This is a genomic window from Yimella radicis (genome assembly GCF_054778255.1).
Map to the genome: position 1 here is coordinate 1 of NZ_BAAGZR010000004.1, position 16,934 is coordinate 16,934.

Below are 16,934 nucleotides of genomic sequence, written 5' to 3' on the forward strand. Positions count from 1 at the left end.
CGTCGATGCCGAGCACGCGGGTGGGTTCCGGCTCGGGCAGCCACTGGTTGGCCAGTGCGATGAGCGCCCGGTGCGCGGTCGACCACGCCACCTGGTACTCGCTAGCGACCTCGCTGACGGCGCGGTTCCCGACGCGATCGCCGAACCGATCTTCTCTCGTAGCCGGGTCGCGAGCCGCGACCGTGCCGGCACAGCGCGGGACTGCTGCGTGAATGTCGCTGTCCCACAGGCCGGTTCGCGGCACACCAAGCGCCGTTTTAGCCACCACAGATCGGTTCTTTGGCCGGAGGCAGGCAAGTCCTTGACTCGAACCAGTGGCCGCTCCTTGATCCTTGAGGTGAGCACCCCGCACTCGGGGCAGGCGCCCTCCGGGTCGATGACCTCGATGACGACACGCACCGTGTCGGCATCGATTCGTTCGAGCTGCAGGACGGTGAACTCGTCCTCCAGCCCGAGCAGCACTGACGTACCCTCGTTCATGCTCGTGGCCTCNAATATGAGCCCAGCGCGCTTGCTTAGAGGGTCCTCAAACCTACTACCGTCCGCAGGAGGGAGATCTTCCATTGGTCGCCCGTCTGCGACCGCCCAAGTCGTTCCCGGCGCCCGCGAGGGGCACCGGGACGACAGCCGCTACTGCGAATCCAGCTGGGTGATGAGCTTCTTCGGCGCACCGGTATTTCGGTAGGACATGTCGATCAGCTCGCGCACCTCGTCCCAGTCGACGCCGTCCGGGTCGTCGGGCTGGATCTGCGTGCGGCCCGCTTCGCCGAGGTGATGCGCGAGGTCGAGGGCGAGCCATCCGGAGTGCCCGATGTAGGCGGGCATATGGAAACGCTCGTCGTCGAGCAACGCGATGCGCTCCTGCTCGTCGGGCAGGAAGCACAGCGCCCGGTTGAGCCGGGTCGAGTCGTGCTCGCCCTTGATGTGCGCCCGCCACGAGGCAAAAGTCTTGCGGTGGAACCAGTTCGGGCTGCCGTGCGACACCCGCTCCTGCGCCTCCGGGAAGATCAGCGCGATCTCACGCACCCGCTCGAGTAGCAGGTCGTCGTCGGTGAACATCTTCGGATGGGCCACGGCGACGATCCCGATCAGTCGGCCGCGGGAGCGGCCTCGCCGTAGACCAGCGGGATGTAGTCGGGGTGCTTGGCGATCCACCCCTTGACGTACGAGCACTGCGGCACGACCTCACGGGTGCCTTCGTCGCGCACCGCGTCCAGTGCGAACCGGACGAGTTGTCCGGCGACACCCTTCCCCTCGTACCCCGAATCGACGACCGTGTGGGTGAACACGACGACGTCCTCGGTCTTGTCGTACTCCGCGAACCCGATCACCTCACCGTCGTGGACGGCTTCGTAACGGCTGCGCTCGGGGTTGTCACGGACGTCGTTGTCGAGCTTGTCGGTCATGTCGGGCAACACTTCCTCTGAGTCGGATCCTTGGTCACAACGCTAGGCGTGACTCATGAGTAGTTCAGGGTTTCACGCAGTCCGTTTGCCGCGACGGTTGCGCGGACGCAGCCGGACACCGGGCAGCTTCGGGGCCGGGATCCGCAGCGTCTCGCCCTCGTACCCCTCGACCTCGCCGAAACGCTCGGCCTGCGCCTGCCACTGCTCACGGAACTGCTCGATCTCGTCATGGGTGCGCCCGACGAAGTTCCACCACATGATGATCTCCTCCTCGAACGGCTCACCGCCGAGCAGAATGATCCGCGCGCCGTCCGGACCTGCCTGCAGCACAAGAGAATCCGGGCCTTCGTCCTGGCAGAACAGGTCACCGAACTCCAGCGGCTCGCCGTCCACGCTCACCGCGCCGGTGTCGAGCAGAACCCCGTGTTCGAACGTCGGGTCGAGCCGCAGCGTGACCTTCGCGTCGGGCGCGAGGTCGAGTTGTGCCCCGAGCAGCGGGGTATAGGTGTGCACCGGCGACTCAGCGACGTCGGCGAGGGAGCCGAGGAAGACGCGAGCGGTGCCGGCGTCGTCCGCGAGCGCCACCGGCTCGGCCGCGAAGTGCTCGAAATTCCGGACGGTGTGCCGGTCGACGTCCGGCAGAACAACCCAGAGTTGGACGCCGTGCAGCACGTCCGTCGACTCGGTGGACACCTCGGAATGACAGATGCCAGCGCCCGAGGTCATCAGGTTGACCTCACCCGGGCGCACCTGGCCGATCGCGCCGCCGGAGTCGCGGTGCTCGATCTCGCCCTCGAACAGCCACGAGACGGTCTGCAGTCCGGTGTGCGGGTGCGGCGGGACGTCCATGCCACCCTCGTTGTTCGCGCGAACCCGCTGCGGACCGTAGTGATCGACGAAGCACCATGCCCCGACGAACGAGCGATCCTTCGCCGGCAGCGTCCGCCGCACGGTGATCGCGCGCAGCCCGCCGAGCGGCACCTCCCGCGGCTTCATCCGTTGCGTGGCCATGACGTCATCCCATCACCGAGTGGCCGGGCTATGAACGAGTGGCCGGGGTGTAGACCGGCCACCAGTTGATAGCCCGGCCACTCGGTGGAGGCTTTCTAGACGGTCGAGACGCCGAACGCCTCGGCTTGCTTCAGATAGGTCTCGGCCTCCTCGTACCGGGCCTGCCGGTACAGGGTGCGGCCCAGGACGACGAGCGCGTACGCGTCCGTCGGGTTGTCCTCGAGTGCCGCGCGGGCCGCGGCCTCGGCCTTGCTCAACTGCGCGGAGTGGAACAGCGCTCGCATGAGCAGTTCGCAGGCGTCGCCGGTGCCGTGGCCCTCGCCGGACGCCAGCACTTCCTCGAATTCACGCGCCGCCTGCGCATACTTGCGCTGCTCGAACAGCCGACGTCCGTACTCGTAACGGTCGAAATCCTGGACCATCGGTGCTCCTTCCGATTTCTGATGGAAGGTCGACCCCGTCCTGGCGGGCCCGATCTTCCACTCAAATTAGTTTGCCGCGGTGAGCAGTTGCTCGAACGGCGTGACGTCGGCGAACTCGTCCACCTTCGGCTTGCGAATGCTGCTGCCGCCCAGGACGGTTCGCAGTTCGCCGGCAGCGCGCTCGATACGGCGCTCGAGCGCGGCAGCGCCTTCTCCGCCGAAGTCGGAGGTCGCGGCGTACACGCCGGTCGGCAGCACGAACGCACCCATGTACGCGAACAGTGGACGCAGCGCGTGGTCGATCGCGAGCGAGTGGCGCTCGGTGCCGCCGGTCGCGGCGACCAGCACCGGCGTCCCACGCAGCGTGTCGGGCTCGATGAGGTCGACGAAGGACTTGAACAGTCCGCTGTAGGACGCCTGGAAGGTCGGGGTCACGGCGATGATCGCGTCGGACGCGGTGACCTGCTCGAGCGCGTCCTTGAGCGCACCGGTCGGGAAACCGGTGAGCAGGGCGTCGGTGATCTCGTGGGCGAGATCGCGCACCTCGATGTTGTGGATGTCGACGGCGTCCAGTTGACGACGGACGGCGTCGGCCAACTGGTCGGCGAGCAACTTCGTTGACGACGGCGAGCGCAGGCCTGCGCTGATGACGGTAACGGTGGTCACGTCAGGTCTCCTTGCTGGTGATCTACACCCGTAGTCCATGGAAACGGTCGCAACAGCAGCCACATTCCACGACTACGGGTGTAAAGAGAATCAGAGTTGGTTGGCGTCCTCGGCGCGGGTGCCCGTCCACTGGTCGGTGGCGGGTGTGGCCGCGTCCACCGTGGCGGTGCCGTCGGCCTGAGCCGCGGCGAGCAGCGAGGCGTGCGTCGGCGCGTCCGGCACGTGCGCCGGCTTCATCGCCGCGAACTCCTTGCGCAGCACCGGCACGACCTCCTCGCCGAGCAGGTCGAGCTGCTCGAGCACGGTCTTGAGCGGCAGGCCGGCGTGGTCCATCAGGAACAGCTGGCGCTGGTAATCGCCGACGTACTCACGGAAACCGAGCGTCCGCTCGATGACCTCCTGCGGCGAGCCGACGGTCAGCGGCGTCTCGCGGGTGAACATCTCCATCGACGGACCACCGCCGTAAACCGGGGCGTTGTCGAAGTAGGGACGGAACTCCCGCTTGGCGTCCTGGCTGTTCTTGCGAATGAACGCCTGACCACCCAGGCCGACGATCGCCTGGTCGGCAGTGCCGTGGCCGTAGTGCTCGAAGCGGCGGCGGTACAGCTGCACCATCTGCTGCGTGTGCTCCTTCGGCCAGAAGATGTGGTTGGCGAAGAACCCGTCGCCGTAGTACGCGGCCTGCTCGGCGATCTCGGGGCTGCGGATCGAGCCGTGCCAGACGAACGGTGCGATGCCGTCCATCGGACGCGGGGTGGAGGTGAAGCCCTGCAGTGGCGTGCGGTGCTTGCCCTGCCAGGTGACCGACTCCTCGCGCCACAGCTTGTGCAGCAGGGCGTAGTTCTCCACCGCGAGCTCGAGTCCGTGGCGGATGTCCTTGCCGAACCACGGGTAGACCGGACCGGTGTTGCCGCGTCCGAGCATCAGGTCGATTCGTCCGTCGGCGAGGTGTTGGGCGTAGGCGTAGTCCTCCGCCAGTCGCACCGGGTCGTTCGTGGTGATGAGCGTGGTCGCGGTGGTGAGGATGATCCGCTCGGTCTGAGCGGCGAGGTGCGCCATCAGGATCGTCGGGTTGGCCGGCGCGATGAACGGCGGGTTGTGGTGCTCACCGGTGGCGAACACGTCCAGACCGACTTGCTCGGCCTTCATCGCAATCGCGACCGTGGCCTTGATCCGCTCGTGCTCGGTGGGCGTGCGGCCCGTCACCGGGTCGGTGGTCACGTCACCCACGGTGAAGATTCCGAACTGCATGACTGACTCCTCTGATCGACCGATGACCACGTTAGTGGACATGTCAACTAACGTCCAATCGACCCTATTCCGGGCTCTTTCAGCCGCGGCGGTACTGCGTCGGGAGCTCCTCCAACAGCCGCAGCCACAGTTCGCTCGCGGTCGGATAACTCGGCACCGCGTGCCGCAGGACGTGGACGGGCACCCGTCCCACGATCGCGATCGTCGCCGCGTGCAGGAGTTCGCCGGCACCCGGTCCGACGAAGGTCGCGGCCCGCACCACGCGATCCTTCCGATCGACCAACAACTGGGCCTGGCCCTGGACGTGGTCACGCAGCAGCGCGGCGCCGGCGGCAGAGTTGAACGGCACCCTGACGACCTCGACGTCGTCGAGGTCCTTGCGGAGCGGTCCGACCTGGGCGATCTGCGGCTCGGTGAAGACCACCTGCGGGACCGGGACATCCGCGGGCTCCGGTTCAGCGGCGCCGGCCAGCCGGGCGCCGATCCCGCGAGCTCGGTACTTGCCCCAGTGCGTCAACGGGGCCTCGCCGCTCGCGTCGCCGACGGCGATCAGCCAGTCCGGCCAAGCGTCCGGGTCGTCGGTCAGGTCGAGCGCGTCCAGTCCGATCTCGCCGAGGCGGGGACGGCGCCCGACAGCCAGCAGGATCTCGTCGAACTCGAGCTTCTGGTCATCGACCGTCACCGTGACAGCTGCGCCGTGGACCCGCCCGAGGCCGGTGTCGCTCGCGTCCGGGCGCTCACAGGAGGTCACGTTCGCTTCGAGCCGGACGTCGACACCGCTGTCCCGCAAGCTCTTCAGCACGGTCTCGGCGACGAAGGGCTCCTGGTTGGTGAGCAGGCTGTCACCCCGCACCAGCATCGTGACCTCGCTGCCGAGCGCGCGCATCCAGGTGGCGGCTTCGCACGCCACGACACCACCGCCCACGATGGCCAGCCGTTCGGGCACGTCCACCACGCCGGTCGCGTCCCGCGAACCCCAGGCACACACGTCCGCGTACTCCGGCGGAATGACGGGTGTACTTCCGGTGGCAATCACCACGGCCTTGCGCGCGGCGATCGTTCGCCCGTCCACCTCCACCTTCCGCTCGCCGGACAGTCGCGCAGCACCGCGCACCACGGGGACGCCGATGCCTTCGGCCCACTCCACCTGGCTCGCATCGTCGTAGTGCGAGACCCACTCGTCCCGACGTTTCAGAAGTTCCTCGACCTGCACCGAGGCGTCCGAAATGCCTTGCAGGTCAACCGAATCGTTCGCGATCTCGACCGGACGCAGCAGCGCCTTGCTCGGCATGCACGCGTAGTAGGAGCACTCACCGCCGACGAGTTCTTTCTCGATCAGCACCGCGCTCAGGTCGGAAGCCTCGGTCACGTACTGCGCCACGTTCTCCCCGACGGGTCCGGCACCGATCACGATCACGTCGTATTCATCGCTCATACATCGACGCTACGGGCAGGCAGGCGCGGGAAGGACCGGGCGGCTGGTGTTGTTCTCGACTGCATGCGCGGTGAATACAAGGTTCCGGGCGGCAAACTCGTCGCCGTCGATCTCGAGGTTCGTGACGGACGCCTGGCCGAGGTCAGTGTCTCCGGCGACTTCTTCCTTGAACCCGAGGAGGCGCTGCTCGACATCAACGCGGCCCTCAACGGCGTCTCGACGGAGGCCGGTGTCGACCAGCTGAGTTCGGCGATCCAGGGTTCGGTCGACAGAGACGTCGCGTTCATCGGGTTCTCGCCGGAGGCCGTCGGCATCGCGGTGCGCCGGGCCCTCGGCAAGGCCACCGGTTGGCACGACCACACCTTCGACGTCATCCCCGCCAAGGTGATGGACCCCGCCATGCACGTCGCGCTGGACGAGGTCATCGGACGTGAGGTGGCGCGCGGCGAGCGTCCGCCCACGCTGCGCTTGTGGGACTGGGACTCCCCGCTGGTCGTCATCGGTTCGTTCCAGTCGGTGAAGAACGAGGTCGACCCGGACGGTGCGGCCAAGCACGGCATCGACGTCGTCCGACGCGTTTCCGGCGGCGGCGCGATGTTCATGGAGCCTGGCAACTGCATCACCTACTCGCTCGTGGTGCCTGCGTCGCTGGTCGAGGGGCTGTCCTTCGAGCGGTCCTACTCCTTCCTGGACGACTGGGTGATCGAGGCCCTGCGCGAGGTCGGCGTCAACGCGCACTTCGTCCCGCTCAACGACATCGCGAGCGACCAGGGCAAGATCGGCGGTGCCGCGCAGAAGCGGTTCGCCGACGGAGCCGTGCTGCACCACGTGACGATGAGCTACGACATCGACGCCGACAAGATGGTCGAGGTGCTGCGCATCGGCCGCGAGAAGATGAGCGACAAGGGCCACCGTTCGGCGAACAAGCGCGTCGACCCGATGCGCTCGCAGACCGGCATGACCCGCGACGCGATCCTCGACTCGTTCCTGGCGACCTTCGAGAAGCGTTACGCCACGACACGATCGGACTACACGCAGGCAGAGTTGGAGGCTGCCGAACAGCTGATGGACGAGAAGTTCTCCACTCCCGAGTGGACCCACCGCGTCCCCTGACCCCGGACGTCGTAGCTGTTCCCGCACGGATTCGTGGGCTTCGCTGCGGGCTTCTGGATCGCCGTCTTCGCCTTCGTCGGAGCAGAACTCGTCGGCACCGCGGCGGCCCCGCCCGGGCCATCAGGCACTGCGCGAGTCACACGCCGAGAAGGTCGCGCAGCGGGTCCGTCAGGGTTAGGTTCGGTTCATGCTCGAGGGAACCCGCGTGGTGTCGCTGGCGATCAATCTGCCCGGTCCGTTGGCCGCCGCACGGCTGGCCTCGATGGGTGCGGATGTAACGAAGGTGGAGCCCCCGTCCGGTGATCCCCTGGCCAGCATGGTGCCCGATTACTACGCCGAACTTGTTGCGGCACAACAGGTTCTGACGATCGACCTCAAAACGGACGACGGACGTGCGCACCTGGCCGAGTTGCTCACGGACGCCGATCTGCTGCTCACCGCGCAGCGTCCTTCCGCACTCGCCCGCCTCGGTCTGGACGACCTGGACCTGCCGCAGTTGTGCCAGGTGCGGATCGTCGGGCACTCCGACGACCCGGAGGTGGGTGGCCACGACCTGACCTACCAGGCGACGGCCGGCCTGCTGCGGCCGCCGGCGCTGCCGTCCGTGCTGGTGGCGGACGTCCTCGGCGCGGAACGCGCGGTGTCGACCGCGCTCGGTGCGCTGGTGCAGCGCTCGCTCACCGGACACGGCGGCACCCACATGGCCGGCCTGGACGAGGCCGGTGCGTTCGCGGCCGGACCCAACCGGCACGGCATGACCGACCCGGCAAGCCCGATCTCCGGCGGCTGGGCCCGGTACAACCTCTACCGCGCGAGCGACGACGGCTGGGTAGCACTCGCCGCACTGGAACAACACTTCTGGAAACGGTTCGCGGATGCTTTCGGCTGCGCCGAGCGGTACGCCGACGTCGCGTCCGTCATGGCAACGAAAACCGTTGCAGAATGGGTCGATTGGGGCAACGAACACGACGTCCCCATCGCCGCGGTGAAGCGCTAGCTCAGGCTGCACGAACCGAATCCCGCACCGGACCCGTCCCCCTTCCCGGACCAGATGCGACGTCGCCCCGGCAACAGCAAACCAGGAGGAAGACCATGAGGACGCTCACCGCCGCTGCGTGCCTGATGGCTCTCCCGCTGCTCGCCGGGTGCAACACCGGGGACGTGCCCACGACGACAAGGAGTCCCGTTCGGTCTACGACTCCGACAACCAGATCGGCTTCGGCGGCCGGGCGAAGATCCTGCCGGGCAAGTCGCTCACTTTCAAGATCGGCTACGGATACACCCCGGGCCAGGACTTCAACCTCATCGTCACCGGGTACAACGAGAAGTACGACAAGCGTCCCGAGGCGATCTACTCCGACAAGATCAACTGACCGCTCACGCCGACGGCTCCACCCACCCGGGTGGAGCCGTTCGTTTCGGTCGAAATCGTCGCCGCGCTCGCCCCGTTCGTCGCCGTTCATCGACAACGATTGAGGCGTGACCTTCGAACCCCGCATCGCCGTCCTTGCCCCCACTCCCCTCGCCGTCGTCGAGGCCACCGCTGCTCTCACCGACGTCAAGCGCAGCGAACACGGTGATGCCGAGGGCGGCGTCCACATCCACCCGGGTGGTCAGGGGCTCTGGATGGCCCGGATGGCACGGTCGCTGGGTGCGAAGGTGACGGTCGTCGGCCCGTTCGGTGGGGAGCTGGGTCCGTTGATCCAGACGATGTTGACCGATCTTGATCTCGAGGTGAAGCCGGTGCCCTACTCCGCGGGCAACGGCGGCTACATCTACGAACTGCGAAACGGCGAGCGGGAGGTGCTGACCCACATGCCACCGCCTGTGCTCACCCGTCACGAGTACGACGACCTCTACGGCATCGCCCTGGTCGAGGGCATGGACGCCGACCTCACGGTGATCACCGGGTGTGAGCCGGCGGACGTGCTGCCGGACGAGTTCTTCCACCGGCTCGTCTCCGACATCCGTTCCTCGGGCGGACGCGTTGTCGCCGACCTCTCGGGTGGACCGGCGCTGGCCGCGATCGACGCCGGGGTCGACGTGCTGAAGATCGCCCACGACGAACTTCTCGAAGCCAAGCTCGCCGACGGCGAGAGCGCCGAGAAGATCATCGCCGGGGCCAAGAAGGTTCTCGACAAGGGCGTCGGCGCGATCGTCGTCTCGCGCGCGGAGAAGCCGGCGTTCGCGATCGACAAGGACGGCGTCCGCGAGCTCATCACCCCGGCCGTCACCACGCACGAACACCGCGGCGCCGGTGACTCGATGACGGCCGGCATCGCCGTTGCGCTCGCCCGCGGCGAGAACCTCACCGAGGCAGCCCGATTGGGTGCAGCCGCCGGCGCTTTGAATGTCACTCGCGGCGGCCTGGGCACCGGCAACCGCGAGACCATCGAACGCATCGCCGACCACGTCCAGATCAAGGAGCGCTGACATGCACGTATTGGTCACCAATGACGACGGGATCGAGTCGGCAGGTCTGGCAGCACTCGTCAAGGCGGCTCTCGGACGCGGTCACACCGTCCAGGTGGCCGCACCGGCACACGAGTACTCGGGTGCTTCCGCGTCCCTGGCCGGTGAGGAGAAGGACGGGAAAATCGTTCTCGTCAAAGCGGATCCACCCGAAATGCCCGAAGGGGTCCACTGCATCGGCGTGAAGGCAGCGCCCGGTCTCATTGCCTTCCTCGCCTCGTACGGCGCCTTCGGCGACAAGCCCGACCTGATCATGTCCGGATGCAACCTCGGCGCCAACACCGGTCACGCGACGCTGCACTCCGGCACCGTCGGAGCGGCCCACACCGCGGTCACGCACAACATCCCCGGCCTGGCCGTGTCGGTGACCTCAGGCGAGCCGCAGAACTGGGACACCGTCCAGCGCATCACCGACATCGCGCTTGAGTGGCTGGAGAAGACCAAGTTCAACGGACACGTGCTCAACATCAACGTCCCCGACGTGCCGTGGTCGAAGCTGCGCGGCCTGCGCGGTGCGCATTTGGCACCGTTCGGCGCCGTGCAGGCGCGCATCGACGAGCGGTTCACCGAGGGCATCGACGTCACGTACATCGCGGAGGACGCCGACGACGAGCCCGGTTCGGATCACCACCTGCTCACCCAGGGCTGGGCCACGGCCACCTGGTTGCGTGCTCCGGTCGACAACCTGGACCTCGAGGTTCCGGAGTTCACGGGCGAGGGCACCGAGGACGACGTCGAGGAGTACCGCCCCGACTCCGCCCGGGTGATGACGACCCGCGAGAGCGACTGAGCCGGCAACGGCTGCAGTAACAACCGGAACCCTTGACTACAGGCGTAGTCAAGGGTTCCGGTTGTTACTGCGACCTGTTGCCGCGCAGGTTCAGAGGCGGACGATCATCTTGCCGGTGTTGGCCCCGGCGAGCAGGTCGATGAACGCCTGCGGGGCGTTCTCCAGTCCTTCGCGCACCGTCTCGTCCCACTGGATCGAACCGTCGGCCAGCCACGGACCGACCACCGACAGGAACTCGTCCCGCATGCCGGAGTACTTGCCCACGATGAATCCGCGCAGCGTCAGGCGCTTGCCGATCGCGAGCGCGAGATTCCTTGGTGCACAAGCGGGTTCGGTCGCGTTGTATTGCGAGATCGCACCACACATCGCCACGCGCCCGTCGACGTTGAGCGCGGAGATCGCGGCTTCGAGGTGGTCGCCACCGACGTTGTCGAAGTAGACGTCGATGCCGTCGGGCGCGGCCTTCTTCAACGAGTCGCGCACCGATCCGTCATGGTAGTCGAAGGCGGCGTCGAACCCGAGGTCGATGAGTCGCTCCACCTTGGCTGCGGACCCGGCCGATCCGACGACGCGCGAGGCCCCGGACAGTCGGGCGATCTGCCCGACCAGTGAACCCACCGCGCCGGCGGCACCCGAGACGAATACCGCGTCCCCGGGCTGGAACTCGGCCGCCGCCATGAGTCCCGCATACGCGGTCAGGCCAGGCATGCCGAGTACCCCGAGATAGCTGCTGTCACGCAGGTCGGAGGTGTCGACGGCCGTCGCGCGCGCTGCCGGGAGGATGGCGTGCTCGCGCCAGCCGAGTCCGTGCAGCACGCTCTGCCCTTCGGCGAATTCGTCCGAACGAGAAGCGATCACGGTGCCGACCGCACCGCCGTCGAGTGGCTGGTCGATCTGGAACGGCGGCACGTAAGACTTCACATCGTTCATCCGCCCACGCATGTACGGGTCGACCGACATGACGGTGTTGCGGACGAGGATCTCGCCGTCCTTCAGTTCGGGCAGATCCACCTCCACCAGACGGAAGTTGTCGGGCGTCGGCGCGCCGCTCGGGCGGGACGCCAGTTGGATCTCACGGGTTCTGGTCGGAAGGCTCATACCCCCACCGTACGTGCCGATCAACCCAGCAGGATACCCGCGATCGCTGCGCTCATCAGGTTCGCCAAAGTGGCCGCGAGGATGGCACGCAGACCGAGTTCGGCGATCTCACCGCGGCGCTTGGGAGCCATCCCACCGAGGCCGCCGAGCAGGATGCCGAGCGAGCCCAGGTTGGCGAAGCCGGTGAGCGCGAAGGTGACGATCGCCTGGGTGCGCTGGGAGAAGTCGGCGACGTTGGGAGCGAAGTTGGAGAACGCCACGAACTCGTTGACCACGACCTTCTGACCGACGTACGAACCCGCGTCCGTCGCCTCCGACCACGGCACACCGATGAGCGTCATGATCGGCGCCATCACATAGCCGAGGATCGTCTCGAACTTCAGGTCGTCAGCACCGAACCACCCACCGACCACGCCGAGCAGCAGGTTGATCAGCGCGATCAGCGAGATGAAGGCCAGCAGCATCGCGCCGATGTTCAACGCGAGCTTCATGCCGTCGGACGCACCCGCGGCGGCCGCGTCGATCACGTTGCGGTGCTTGACCTCGTCCTCATCGTCGTCGTCCTGGTCAGTATCGACCGTGCGCGATTCACCCTTGTCGAGGTCGACCGTGCCGACCCCATCGCCAGCTTTCGCGGTGGCCGGCACGGTGGCCGGCTCGGCACCCTCCGGCAGGATGATCTTCGCCATCAGCAGCGCGCCCGGAGCAGCCATGAAGCTGGCAGCGATCAGGTAGTCGAGTTTGGCGCCGAGCAGCGCGTAACCGACCAGCACCGAACCTGCGACGGTCGACAACCCGCCGACCATCACCGCGAACAGCCCGGAGCGGGAGATCCTCGAAAGGTACGGCTTGATCACCAACGGCGCCTCGGTCTGGCCCAGGAAGATGTTTGCGGCGGCGTTGACCGACTCCTCGTGACGGGTGCCGAGCACCTTGGCGAGCGCCCCACCGAGCCAGGTGACCACCTTCTGCAGGATGCCCAGGTGGAACAGGATCGCCGTCAGCGAGGCGAAGAAGACGATCACCGGTAGCACCTGCAACGCGAAGACCATCCCCTCCTTCGGGATCAACGGCCCGAACAGGAAGCTGATGCCTTCCTTCGAGGAGTCGATGACGGCCTGGACGCCCTCGGACGCCTTCGCCAGCGCGTCGCGTCCCCACGGCACGAACAGCACCAGCACGCCGAAGCCCACCTGCAGCGCAAGCGCGGCAGCGACCGTCCGCGCCTTGATCGCCTTGCGGTCCATCGAGAGCAGATACGCGATGGCCAGCAGGCCGACCATGCCCCCGATCCCCCAGAGAACGTTGACCACGTGCGACTCCTCTCGGCAGGTTTGGGCACGAGCCTTTCATCCGAATCGAGGAAGTTGGTGAGTCCGCACCGACCAGCCCCGAACGCCGAGTGGCCGGGCTGTGAGCCAGCGGCCGGGCTATAACCCGTCCACCAGTTCATAGCCCGGCCACTCGGTGGATCAGGTGGCGTCGGAGACCGCCTGCTGCGTCGAGACCCACCACTCGTAGTGGTCCAACACGTCGTGACAGATCTGCTCGAACGAGTAGGCGATCACGTCGTAGGCACCCCCGCTGGGGAGCACGACCTCCAGCAGCGTGGTCTGGTCGTCGGCCTCGATCATCCGCGAGCCGTAGCTCGGGGCCTTCATCCGACGCACCTGCACGGTGTAGGCGAACTGCTCCTCACCGTCCCGGACGGTCAGCACCGCCGTCCGCGGCGCCTGCGTGGTCGAGCCTGCGACGTCCTCGACGGACGCGTCCACACCGCGCTCGACCAACTCGCCCGCGACCTCGCGCAGGGCAGGGACGACGGTCGAGTCGAATCGTTGGGTCGCCTGCTTCAGCGAGACGGTGCCGAGCGAACGTGCGAGGCGACGCTTCCACGAACCCGGGCTCGCCGCTGCCTCCCGCCCGACGACGGACGCGGTCACCGAGGTGCGTAGTGCGTCCGCGTGCAGACGTTCGCCTTCGAGCGCGCGGTGCAGGCCGATCATCACCAGCACCATGACGATCGCGAACGGCAGACCCATGATGATCGTGGCGCTCTGCAGCGCACCGATGCCGCCGACCAGCAACACGGCCACCGTGAGCAGACCGGTCGCGGCGGCCCACAGGACCCGCAGCCACGGCTTGGCGTCGACGTCGGAGTCGGGTAGGTCGGACGAGAGGTTCGCCATCACCAGAGCGCCCGAGTCCGCGCTGGTCACGTAGAAGAGCAGACCCACGAACGTGGCCAGTGCGACGAGGACCATCGCGCCCGGGTACTGCTGCAGCATGTCGTAGAACCCGGTCTCCGGAGTGTTGACCGCGGTCTCACCGAAAGCCTTGTCCCCGTCCATGATTCGCTTCACGGCGCTGTTTCCGAAGATGGTCACCCACATCACGATGTAGATGAACGGGATGGTCAGCGTGCCGACCACGAACTGGCCGATCGTGCGGCCCTTGGAGATGCGGGCGAGGAACATGCCCACGAAGGACGCCCAGGCAATCCACCAGGCCCAGAAGAACAGCGTCCAGCCGTTCATCCATTCCGCGTCGTAGTCGAAGGCCATGGTGTCCATCGTCATGCCCGGGAAGAGGTTGACGAAGTCGCCGACGTTCATCATCGCGGCCCGCAGCAGGAACGCGGTCTGCCCGGTGACCAGCACCCACAGGGCGAGGACGATCGCGAGGACGACGTTGAGCTGGGACAGGATGCGGATGCCCTTGTCGACGCCGGACGTCGCAGAGATGGTCGCGACGACGACCGCGAGTATCGCCAGCCCCACCTGTGCCGGCGTCCCCTGGTCGATGCCGAACATCGCGTCGAGGCCGACATTGAGCATCACGACGCCGATGCCCAGCGAGGTGGCGACACCGAAGATCGTGCCGAGCACGGTCGCGATGTCGACGGCGTCCCCGATGCGTCCGTTGATGCGTTTGCCGAACAGCGGATGCAGCGCCGAACGAACGGCGAGCGGTAGACCCTTGCGGTGTGCGAAGTAGCCGAGCGCAATGCCCATGAGGGCGTACATTCCCCACCCGGTGATGCCGTAGTGGAACAGCGTCCAGACGGTGGATTCCCTTGCCGCGTCGAGGGTTTCACCCTTGCCCTGCGGCGGGTTGAGGTACTGCGTTGCCGGTTCGGCGACGGCGAAGAACATCACGTCCGTGCCGATGCCGGCCGCGAACAACATGCACGCCCAGGAGAATGTGGAGAACTCCGGACGATCGGAGTCCGCACCAAGTCGCACCTTCGAGTACCGCAGTCCGAGGTAGACGACGAAGACGAGGATCGCGGTCGCCAGCAGAATGTAGAACCAGCCGAACCAGTTCGAGATCCAGCTCACCGTGTCACCCAGGACCCGTCCGGCGTGGTCGGGAGCAAAAAGCGCCCAGGCAGCGACCGCGAACGTGAAGACGCCCGAGACGATCAGCACCGGCCATTTGGTGCGCGGCTGCGTGATCTCTTGCGTATCAACAGAACTCACTGGATCTCACCCATGGCCTCGGCGGCACTCGGCACCTTGTCCGCAGCGTTCCACGAGTGGTTGCGCGGGTCACCCTCCGGGAAGATCGGCATGCCCGACTTCGCCCGGTAGACCGGCGGGTGCTCCGGCGCGAGCGGGGTGTTGCCGGCGATCAGGTCGGCCGCCTTCTCCGCGACCATCATCACCGGTGCGTAGATGTTGCCGTTGGTGATTGTCGGGAAGACCGACGCGTCCACGACCCGCAAACCCTCGGTGCCGTGCACCTTCATCGACGACGGGTCGACGACCGCCATGTCGTCGACACCCATCTTGGCCGAGCAGGACGGGTGCAGCGCGGTCTCGGCGTCCTTGGCCACCCAGTCGATGATCTCCTGGTCGGTCTCGACCGACGGTCCGGGCGAGATCTCGCCGCCGTTGAACGGCGCGAACGCGGGCTGCTTCAAGATGTGGCGCGCGGCCCGGATGACCTCGACCCACTCGCGGCGGTCGTTCTCGGTGGACAGGTAGTTGAACAGGATGCCGGGCTTGGCCAGCGGGTCGTCGTTCTTGATGCGGACGTGGCCGCGCACGTCGGAGTTCATCGGGCCGACGTGCACCTGGTAGCCGTGCGTGCCCTCCGGCGCGGTGCCGTCGTAGCGGACCGCGATCGGCAGGAAGTGGAACATCAGGTTCGGGTAGGCGACCTCATCGTTGGTGCGGATGAATCCGCCGCCCTCGAAGTGGTTGGACGCACCGACGCCGCGGTTGAGGAACAGCCACTCGGCACCGATGTACGGGGCCTTCCACTTCTTCAGCCAGGGCGCGATCGACACCGGCTGCAGGCTGGAGTGCTGCAGGTAGACCTCGAGGTGGTCCTGCAGGTTCTCGCCGACGCCGGGCAGGTCGATGCGCGGCGTGACGCCGGCTGCACGAAGGGTCTCCGGGTTACCGACTCCGCTGAGCTGCAACAGTTGTGGAGAATTGAACGCGCCACCGCACAGGATGACCTCGCCCGCCTCGACGGAGTGCTTGAACTTGCCGCCGCGCGCAAAGTCGACGCCGGTCACCCGGTTGCCCGACCACTGCAGGCCGGTCACGGTGGCGAGCGTGGCGATGTCGAGGTTCTTGCGGTTGCGGATCGGACGCAGGTAGGCGCGGGACGCGCTCATCCGGCTGCCCTTGAAGACGTTGCGATCGAAGGGCGCGAAACCCTCCTGGCGGTAACCGTTGACGTCGTCCGTGCGCGGGTAACCGGCCTGCTGGGTCGCCTCGAAGAATGCTTGGAACAGCGGGCTGCTGGCCGGCCCACGCTCGAGCTTCAGCGGACCGGAGCCACCGCGCCAGTCGTCCGCGCCGGCGATGCAGGTCTCCATGCGCTTGAAATAGGGCAGGCAGTGGGCGTAGTCCCAGTGCTCCATGCCCTCGAACGTGGCCCACTTGTCGTAGTCACCGGCGTTGCCGCGCTGGAAGATCATGCCGTTGATCGAGCTCGACCCGCCGAGCACCTTGCCGCGGGCATGCGGGACGCGTCGTCCACCCATGTGCGGCTCGGGCTCGGTCTCGTAGGCCCAGTCGTAGAGCGGGTTGCCGGAGGGGAACATCAACGCTGCTGGCATGTGGATCAACGGATCGAACAGGAAGTCGGCACGGCCTGCTTCCAGCACCAGGACGCTGGTGTTCTTGTCGCTCGACAGCCGGTTGGCAAGAGCCGAGCCGGCGGACCCGCCGCCGACGATCACGTAGTCGTACTTCTTCTTCATCGTTTCGTATCTCCTTGAATCACAGTCGAAGTGGAGTCGCGGCGACCCG

17 protein-coding genes are annotated in these 16,934 nt (G+C 66.9%); 5 read left to right on the forward strand and 12 right to left on the reverse strand.

Features of this window, described 5'->3' with window-relative positions:
* The 8 genes from ACYU8W_RS03375 to ACYU8W_RS03410 form a co-directional block, all read right to left on the reverse strand.
* A partial coding sequence (locus ACYU8W_RS03375) for a transposase family protein (RefSeq protein ID WP_499466649.1) occupies nucleotides 1-564 on the reverse strand: 564 nt, incomplete at its 3' end.
* Between the two features lie 66 nt (nucleotides 565-630).
* The gene (locus ACYU8W_RS03380; protein ID WP_499466651.1) at nucleotides 631-1,074 is read right to left on the reverse strand and encodes an MmcQ/YjbR family DNA-binding protein; all 444 of its coding nucleotides are present in this window, start codon (nucleotides 1,072-1,074) and stop codon (nucleotides 631-633) included.
* 14 nt (nucleotides 1,075-1,088) lie between these two features.
* On the reverse strand, nucleotides 1,089-1,406 hold the full coding sequence (locus ACYU8W_RS03385) for a GNAT family N-acetyltransferase (protein WP_499466653.1): 318 nt from the start codon (nucleotides 1,404-1,406) through the stop codon (nucleotides 1,089-1,091).
* Between the two features lie 72 nt (nucleotides 1,407-1,478).
* A complete protein-coding gene (locus ACYU8W_RS03390) occupies nucleotides 1,479-2,417 on the reverse strand; it encodes a pirin family protein (RefSeq protein ID WP_499466655.1) in 939 nt (312 codons plus the stop codon).
* A 95-nt stretch (nucleotides 2,418-2,512) separates the two neighbouring features.
* The gene (locus ACYU8W_RS03395) at nucleotides 2,513-2,839 is read right to left on the reverse strand and encodes a tetratricopeptide repeat protein (RefSeq protein WP_499466656.1); all 327 of its coding nucleotides are present in this window, start codon (nucleotides 2,837-2,839) and stop codon (nucleotides 2,513-2,515) included.
* Nucleotides 2,840-2,905: 66 nt separating this feature from the next.
* Complete coding sequence (locus ACYU8W_RS03400) at nucleotides 2,906-3,505, reverse strand: FMN reductase (protein WP_499466658.1); 600 nt, start codon at nucleotides 3,503-3,505, stop codon at nucleotides 2,906-2,908.
* 90 nt (nucleotides 3,506-3,595) lie between these two features.
* Entirely contained in the window at nucleotides 3,596-4,756 is a 1,161-nt protein-coding gene (locus ACYU8W_RS03405) for an LLM class flavin-dependent oxidoreductase (protein ID WP_499466660.1), read from the reverse strand.
* 79 nt (nucleotides 4,757-4,835) lie between these two features.
* Complete coding sequence (locus ACYU8W_RS03410) at nucleotides 4,836-6,191, reverse strand: dihydrolipoyl dehydrogenase family protein (protein WP_499466662.1); 1,356 nt, start codon at nucleotides 6,189-6,191, stop codon at nucleotides 4,836-4,838.
* Nucleotides 6,192-6,254: 63 nt separating this feature from the next.
* Here ACYU8W_RS03410 and lplAB point away from each other — a divergent pair, with 63 nt between their 5' ends.
* The 5 genes from lplAB (at nucleotide 6,255) to surE (ending at nucleotide 10,566) form a co-directional block, all read left to right on the forward strand.
* Nucleotides 6,255-7,304 carry a lipoate-protein ligase LplAB gene (gene lplAB / locus ACYU8W_RS03415; protein ID WP_129626527.1) on the forward strand — a complete coding sequence of 350 codons (1,050 nt, stop codon included), beginning with the start codon at nucleotides 6,255-6,257 and terminating at the stop codon, nucleotides 7,302-7,304.
* A gap of 187 nt (nucleotides 7,305-7,491) precedes the next feature.
* Complete coding sequence (locus ACYU8W_RS03420) at nucleotides 7,492-8,301, forward strand: CoA transferase (RefSeq protein ID WP_499466664.1); 810 nt, start codon at nucleotides 7,492-7,494, stop codon at nucleotides 8,299-8,301.
* A 118-nt stretch (nucleotides 8,302-8,419) separates the two neighbouring features.
* Nucleotides 8,420-8,677 carry a hypothetical protein gene (locus ACYU8W_RS03425; RefSeq protein WP_499466666.1) on the forward strand — a complete coding sequence of 86 codons (258 nt, stop codon included), beginning with the start codon at nucleotides 8,420-8,422 and terminating at the stop codon, nucleotides 8,675-8,677.
* Between the two features lie 106 nt (nucleotides 8,678-8,783).
* Nucleotides 8,784-9,737 (forward strand): PfkB family carbohydrate kinase, encoded by a 954-nt coding sequence (locus ACYU8W_RS03430; protein WP_499466668.1) that lies wholly within the window; start codon nucleotides 8,784-8,786, stop codon nucleotides 9,735-9,737.
* A gap of 1 nt (nucleotide 9,738) precedes the next feature.
* Entirely contained in the window at nucleotides 9,739-10,566 is an 828-nt protein-coding gene (gene surE / locus ACYU8W_RS03435) for a 5'/3'-nucleotidase SurE (protein ID WP_499466670.1), read from the forward strand.
* Nucleotides 10,567-10,656: 90 nt separating this feature from the next.
* Here the strand turns inward: surE and ACYU8W_RS03440 are convergent, their stop codons facing one another.
* From ACYU8W_RS03440 to betA, 4 genes are all read right to left on the reverse strand, one after another.
* Entirely contained in the window at nucleotides 10,657-11,664 is a 1,008-nt protein-coding gene (locus ACYU8W_RS03440) for an NADP-dependent oxidoreductase (RefSeq protein ID WP_499466672.1), read from the reverse strand.
* Between the two features lie 20 nt (nucleotides 11,665-11,684).
* Nucleotides 11,685-12,977, reverse strand: coding sequence for a NupC/NupG family nucleoside CNT transporter (locus tag ACYU8W_RS03445; protein ID WP_499466674.1), 1,293 nt, complete (start codon nucleotides 12,975-12,977; stop codon nucleotides 11,685-11,687).
* Between the two features lie 159 nt (nucleotides 12,978-13,136).
* Nucleotides 13,137-15,146, reverse strand: a complete 2,010-nt coding sequence (gene betT, locus ACYU8W_RS03450) for a choline BCCT transporter BetT (protein WP_499466676.1) — start codon at nucleotides 15,144-15,146, stop codon at nucleotides 13,137-13,139.
* On the reverse strand, nucleotides 15,143-16,885 hold the full coding sequence (gene betA, locus ACYU8W_RS03455; protein ID WP_499466678.1) for a choline dehydrogenase: 1,743 nt from the start codon (nucleotides 16,883-16,885) through the stop codon (nucleotides 15,143-15,145). Before betA ends, betT begins: the two co-directional genes overlap by 4 nt.
* Nucleotides 16,886-16,934 lie beyond the last annotated feature (49 nt).

Bases quoted from the DNA above. Each gene is read 5' to 3' on its own strand.
- ACYU8W_RS03395 (WP_499466656.1), bottom strand. From the start codon at position 2,839: ATGGTCCAGGATTTCGACCGTTACGAGTACGGACGTCGGCTGTTCGAG.
- ACYU8W_RS03405 (WP_499466660.1), bottom strand. From the start codon at position 4,756: ATGCAGTTCGGAATCTTCACCGTGGGTGACGTGACCACCGACCCGGTG.
- surE (WP_499466670.1), top strand. From the start codon at position 9,739: ATGCACGTATTGGTCACCAATGACGACGGGATCGAGTCGGCAGGTCTG.
- ACYU8W_RS03420 (WP_499466664.1), top strand. From the start codon at position 7,492: ATGCTCGAGGGAACCCGCGTGGTGTCGCTGGCGATCAATCTGCCCGGT.
- ACYU8W_RS03410 (WP_499466662.1), bottom strand. From the start codon at position 6,191: ATGAGCGATGAATACGACGTGATCGTGATCGGTGCCGGACCCGTCGGG.
- ACYU8W_RS03385 (WP_499466653.1), bottom strand. From the start codon at position 1,406: ATGACCGACAAGCTCGACAACGACGTCCGTGACAACCCCGAGCGCAGC.
- betA (WP_499466678.1), bottom strand. From the start codon at position 16,885: ATGAAGAAGAAGTACGACTACGTGATCGTCGGCGGCGGGTCCGCCGGC.
- ACYU8W_RS03440 (WP_499466672.1), bottom strand. From the start codon at position 11,664: ATGAGCCTTCCGACCAGAACCCGTGAGATCCAACTGGCGTCCCGCCCG.
- ACYU8W_RS03390 (WP_499466655.1), bottom strand. From the start codon at position 2,417: ATGGCCACGCAACGGATGAAGCCGCGGGAGGTGCCGCTCGGCGGGCTG.
- lplAB (WP_129626527.1), top strand. From the start codon at position 6,255: ATGCGCGGTGAATACAAGGTTCCGGGCGGCAAACTCGTCGCCGTCGAT.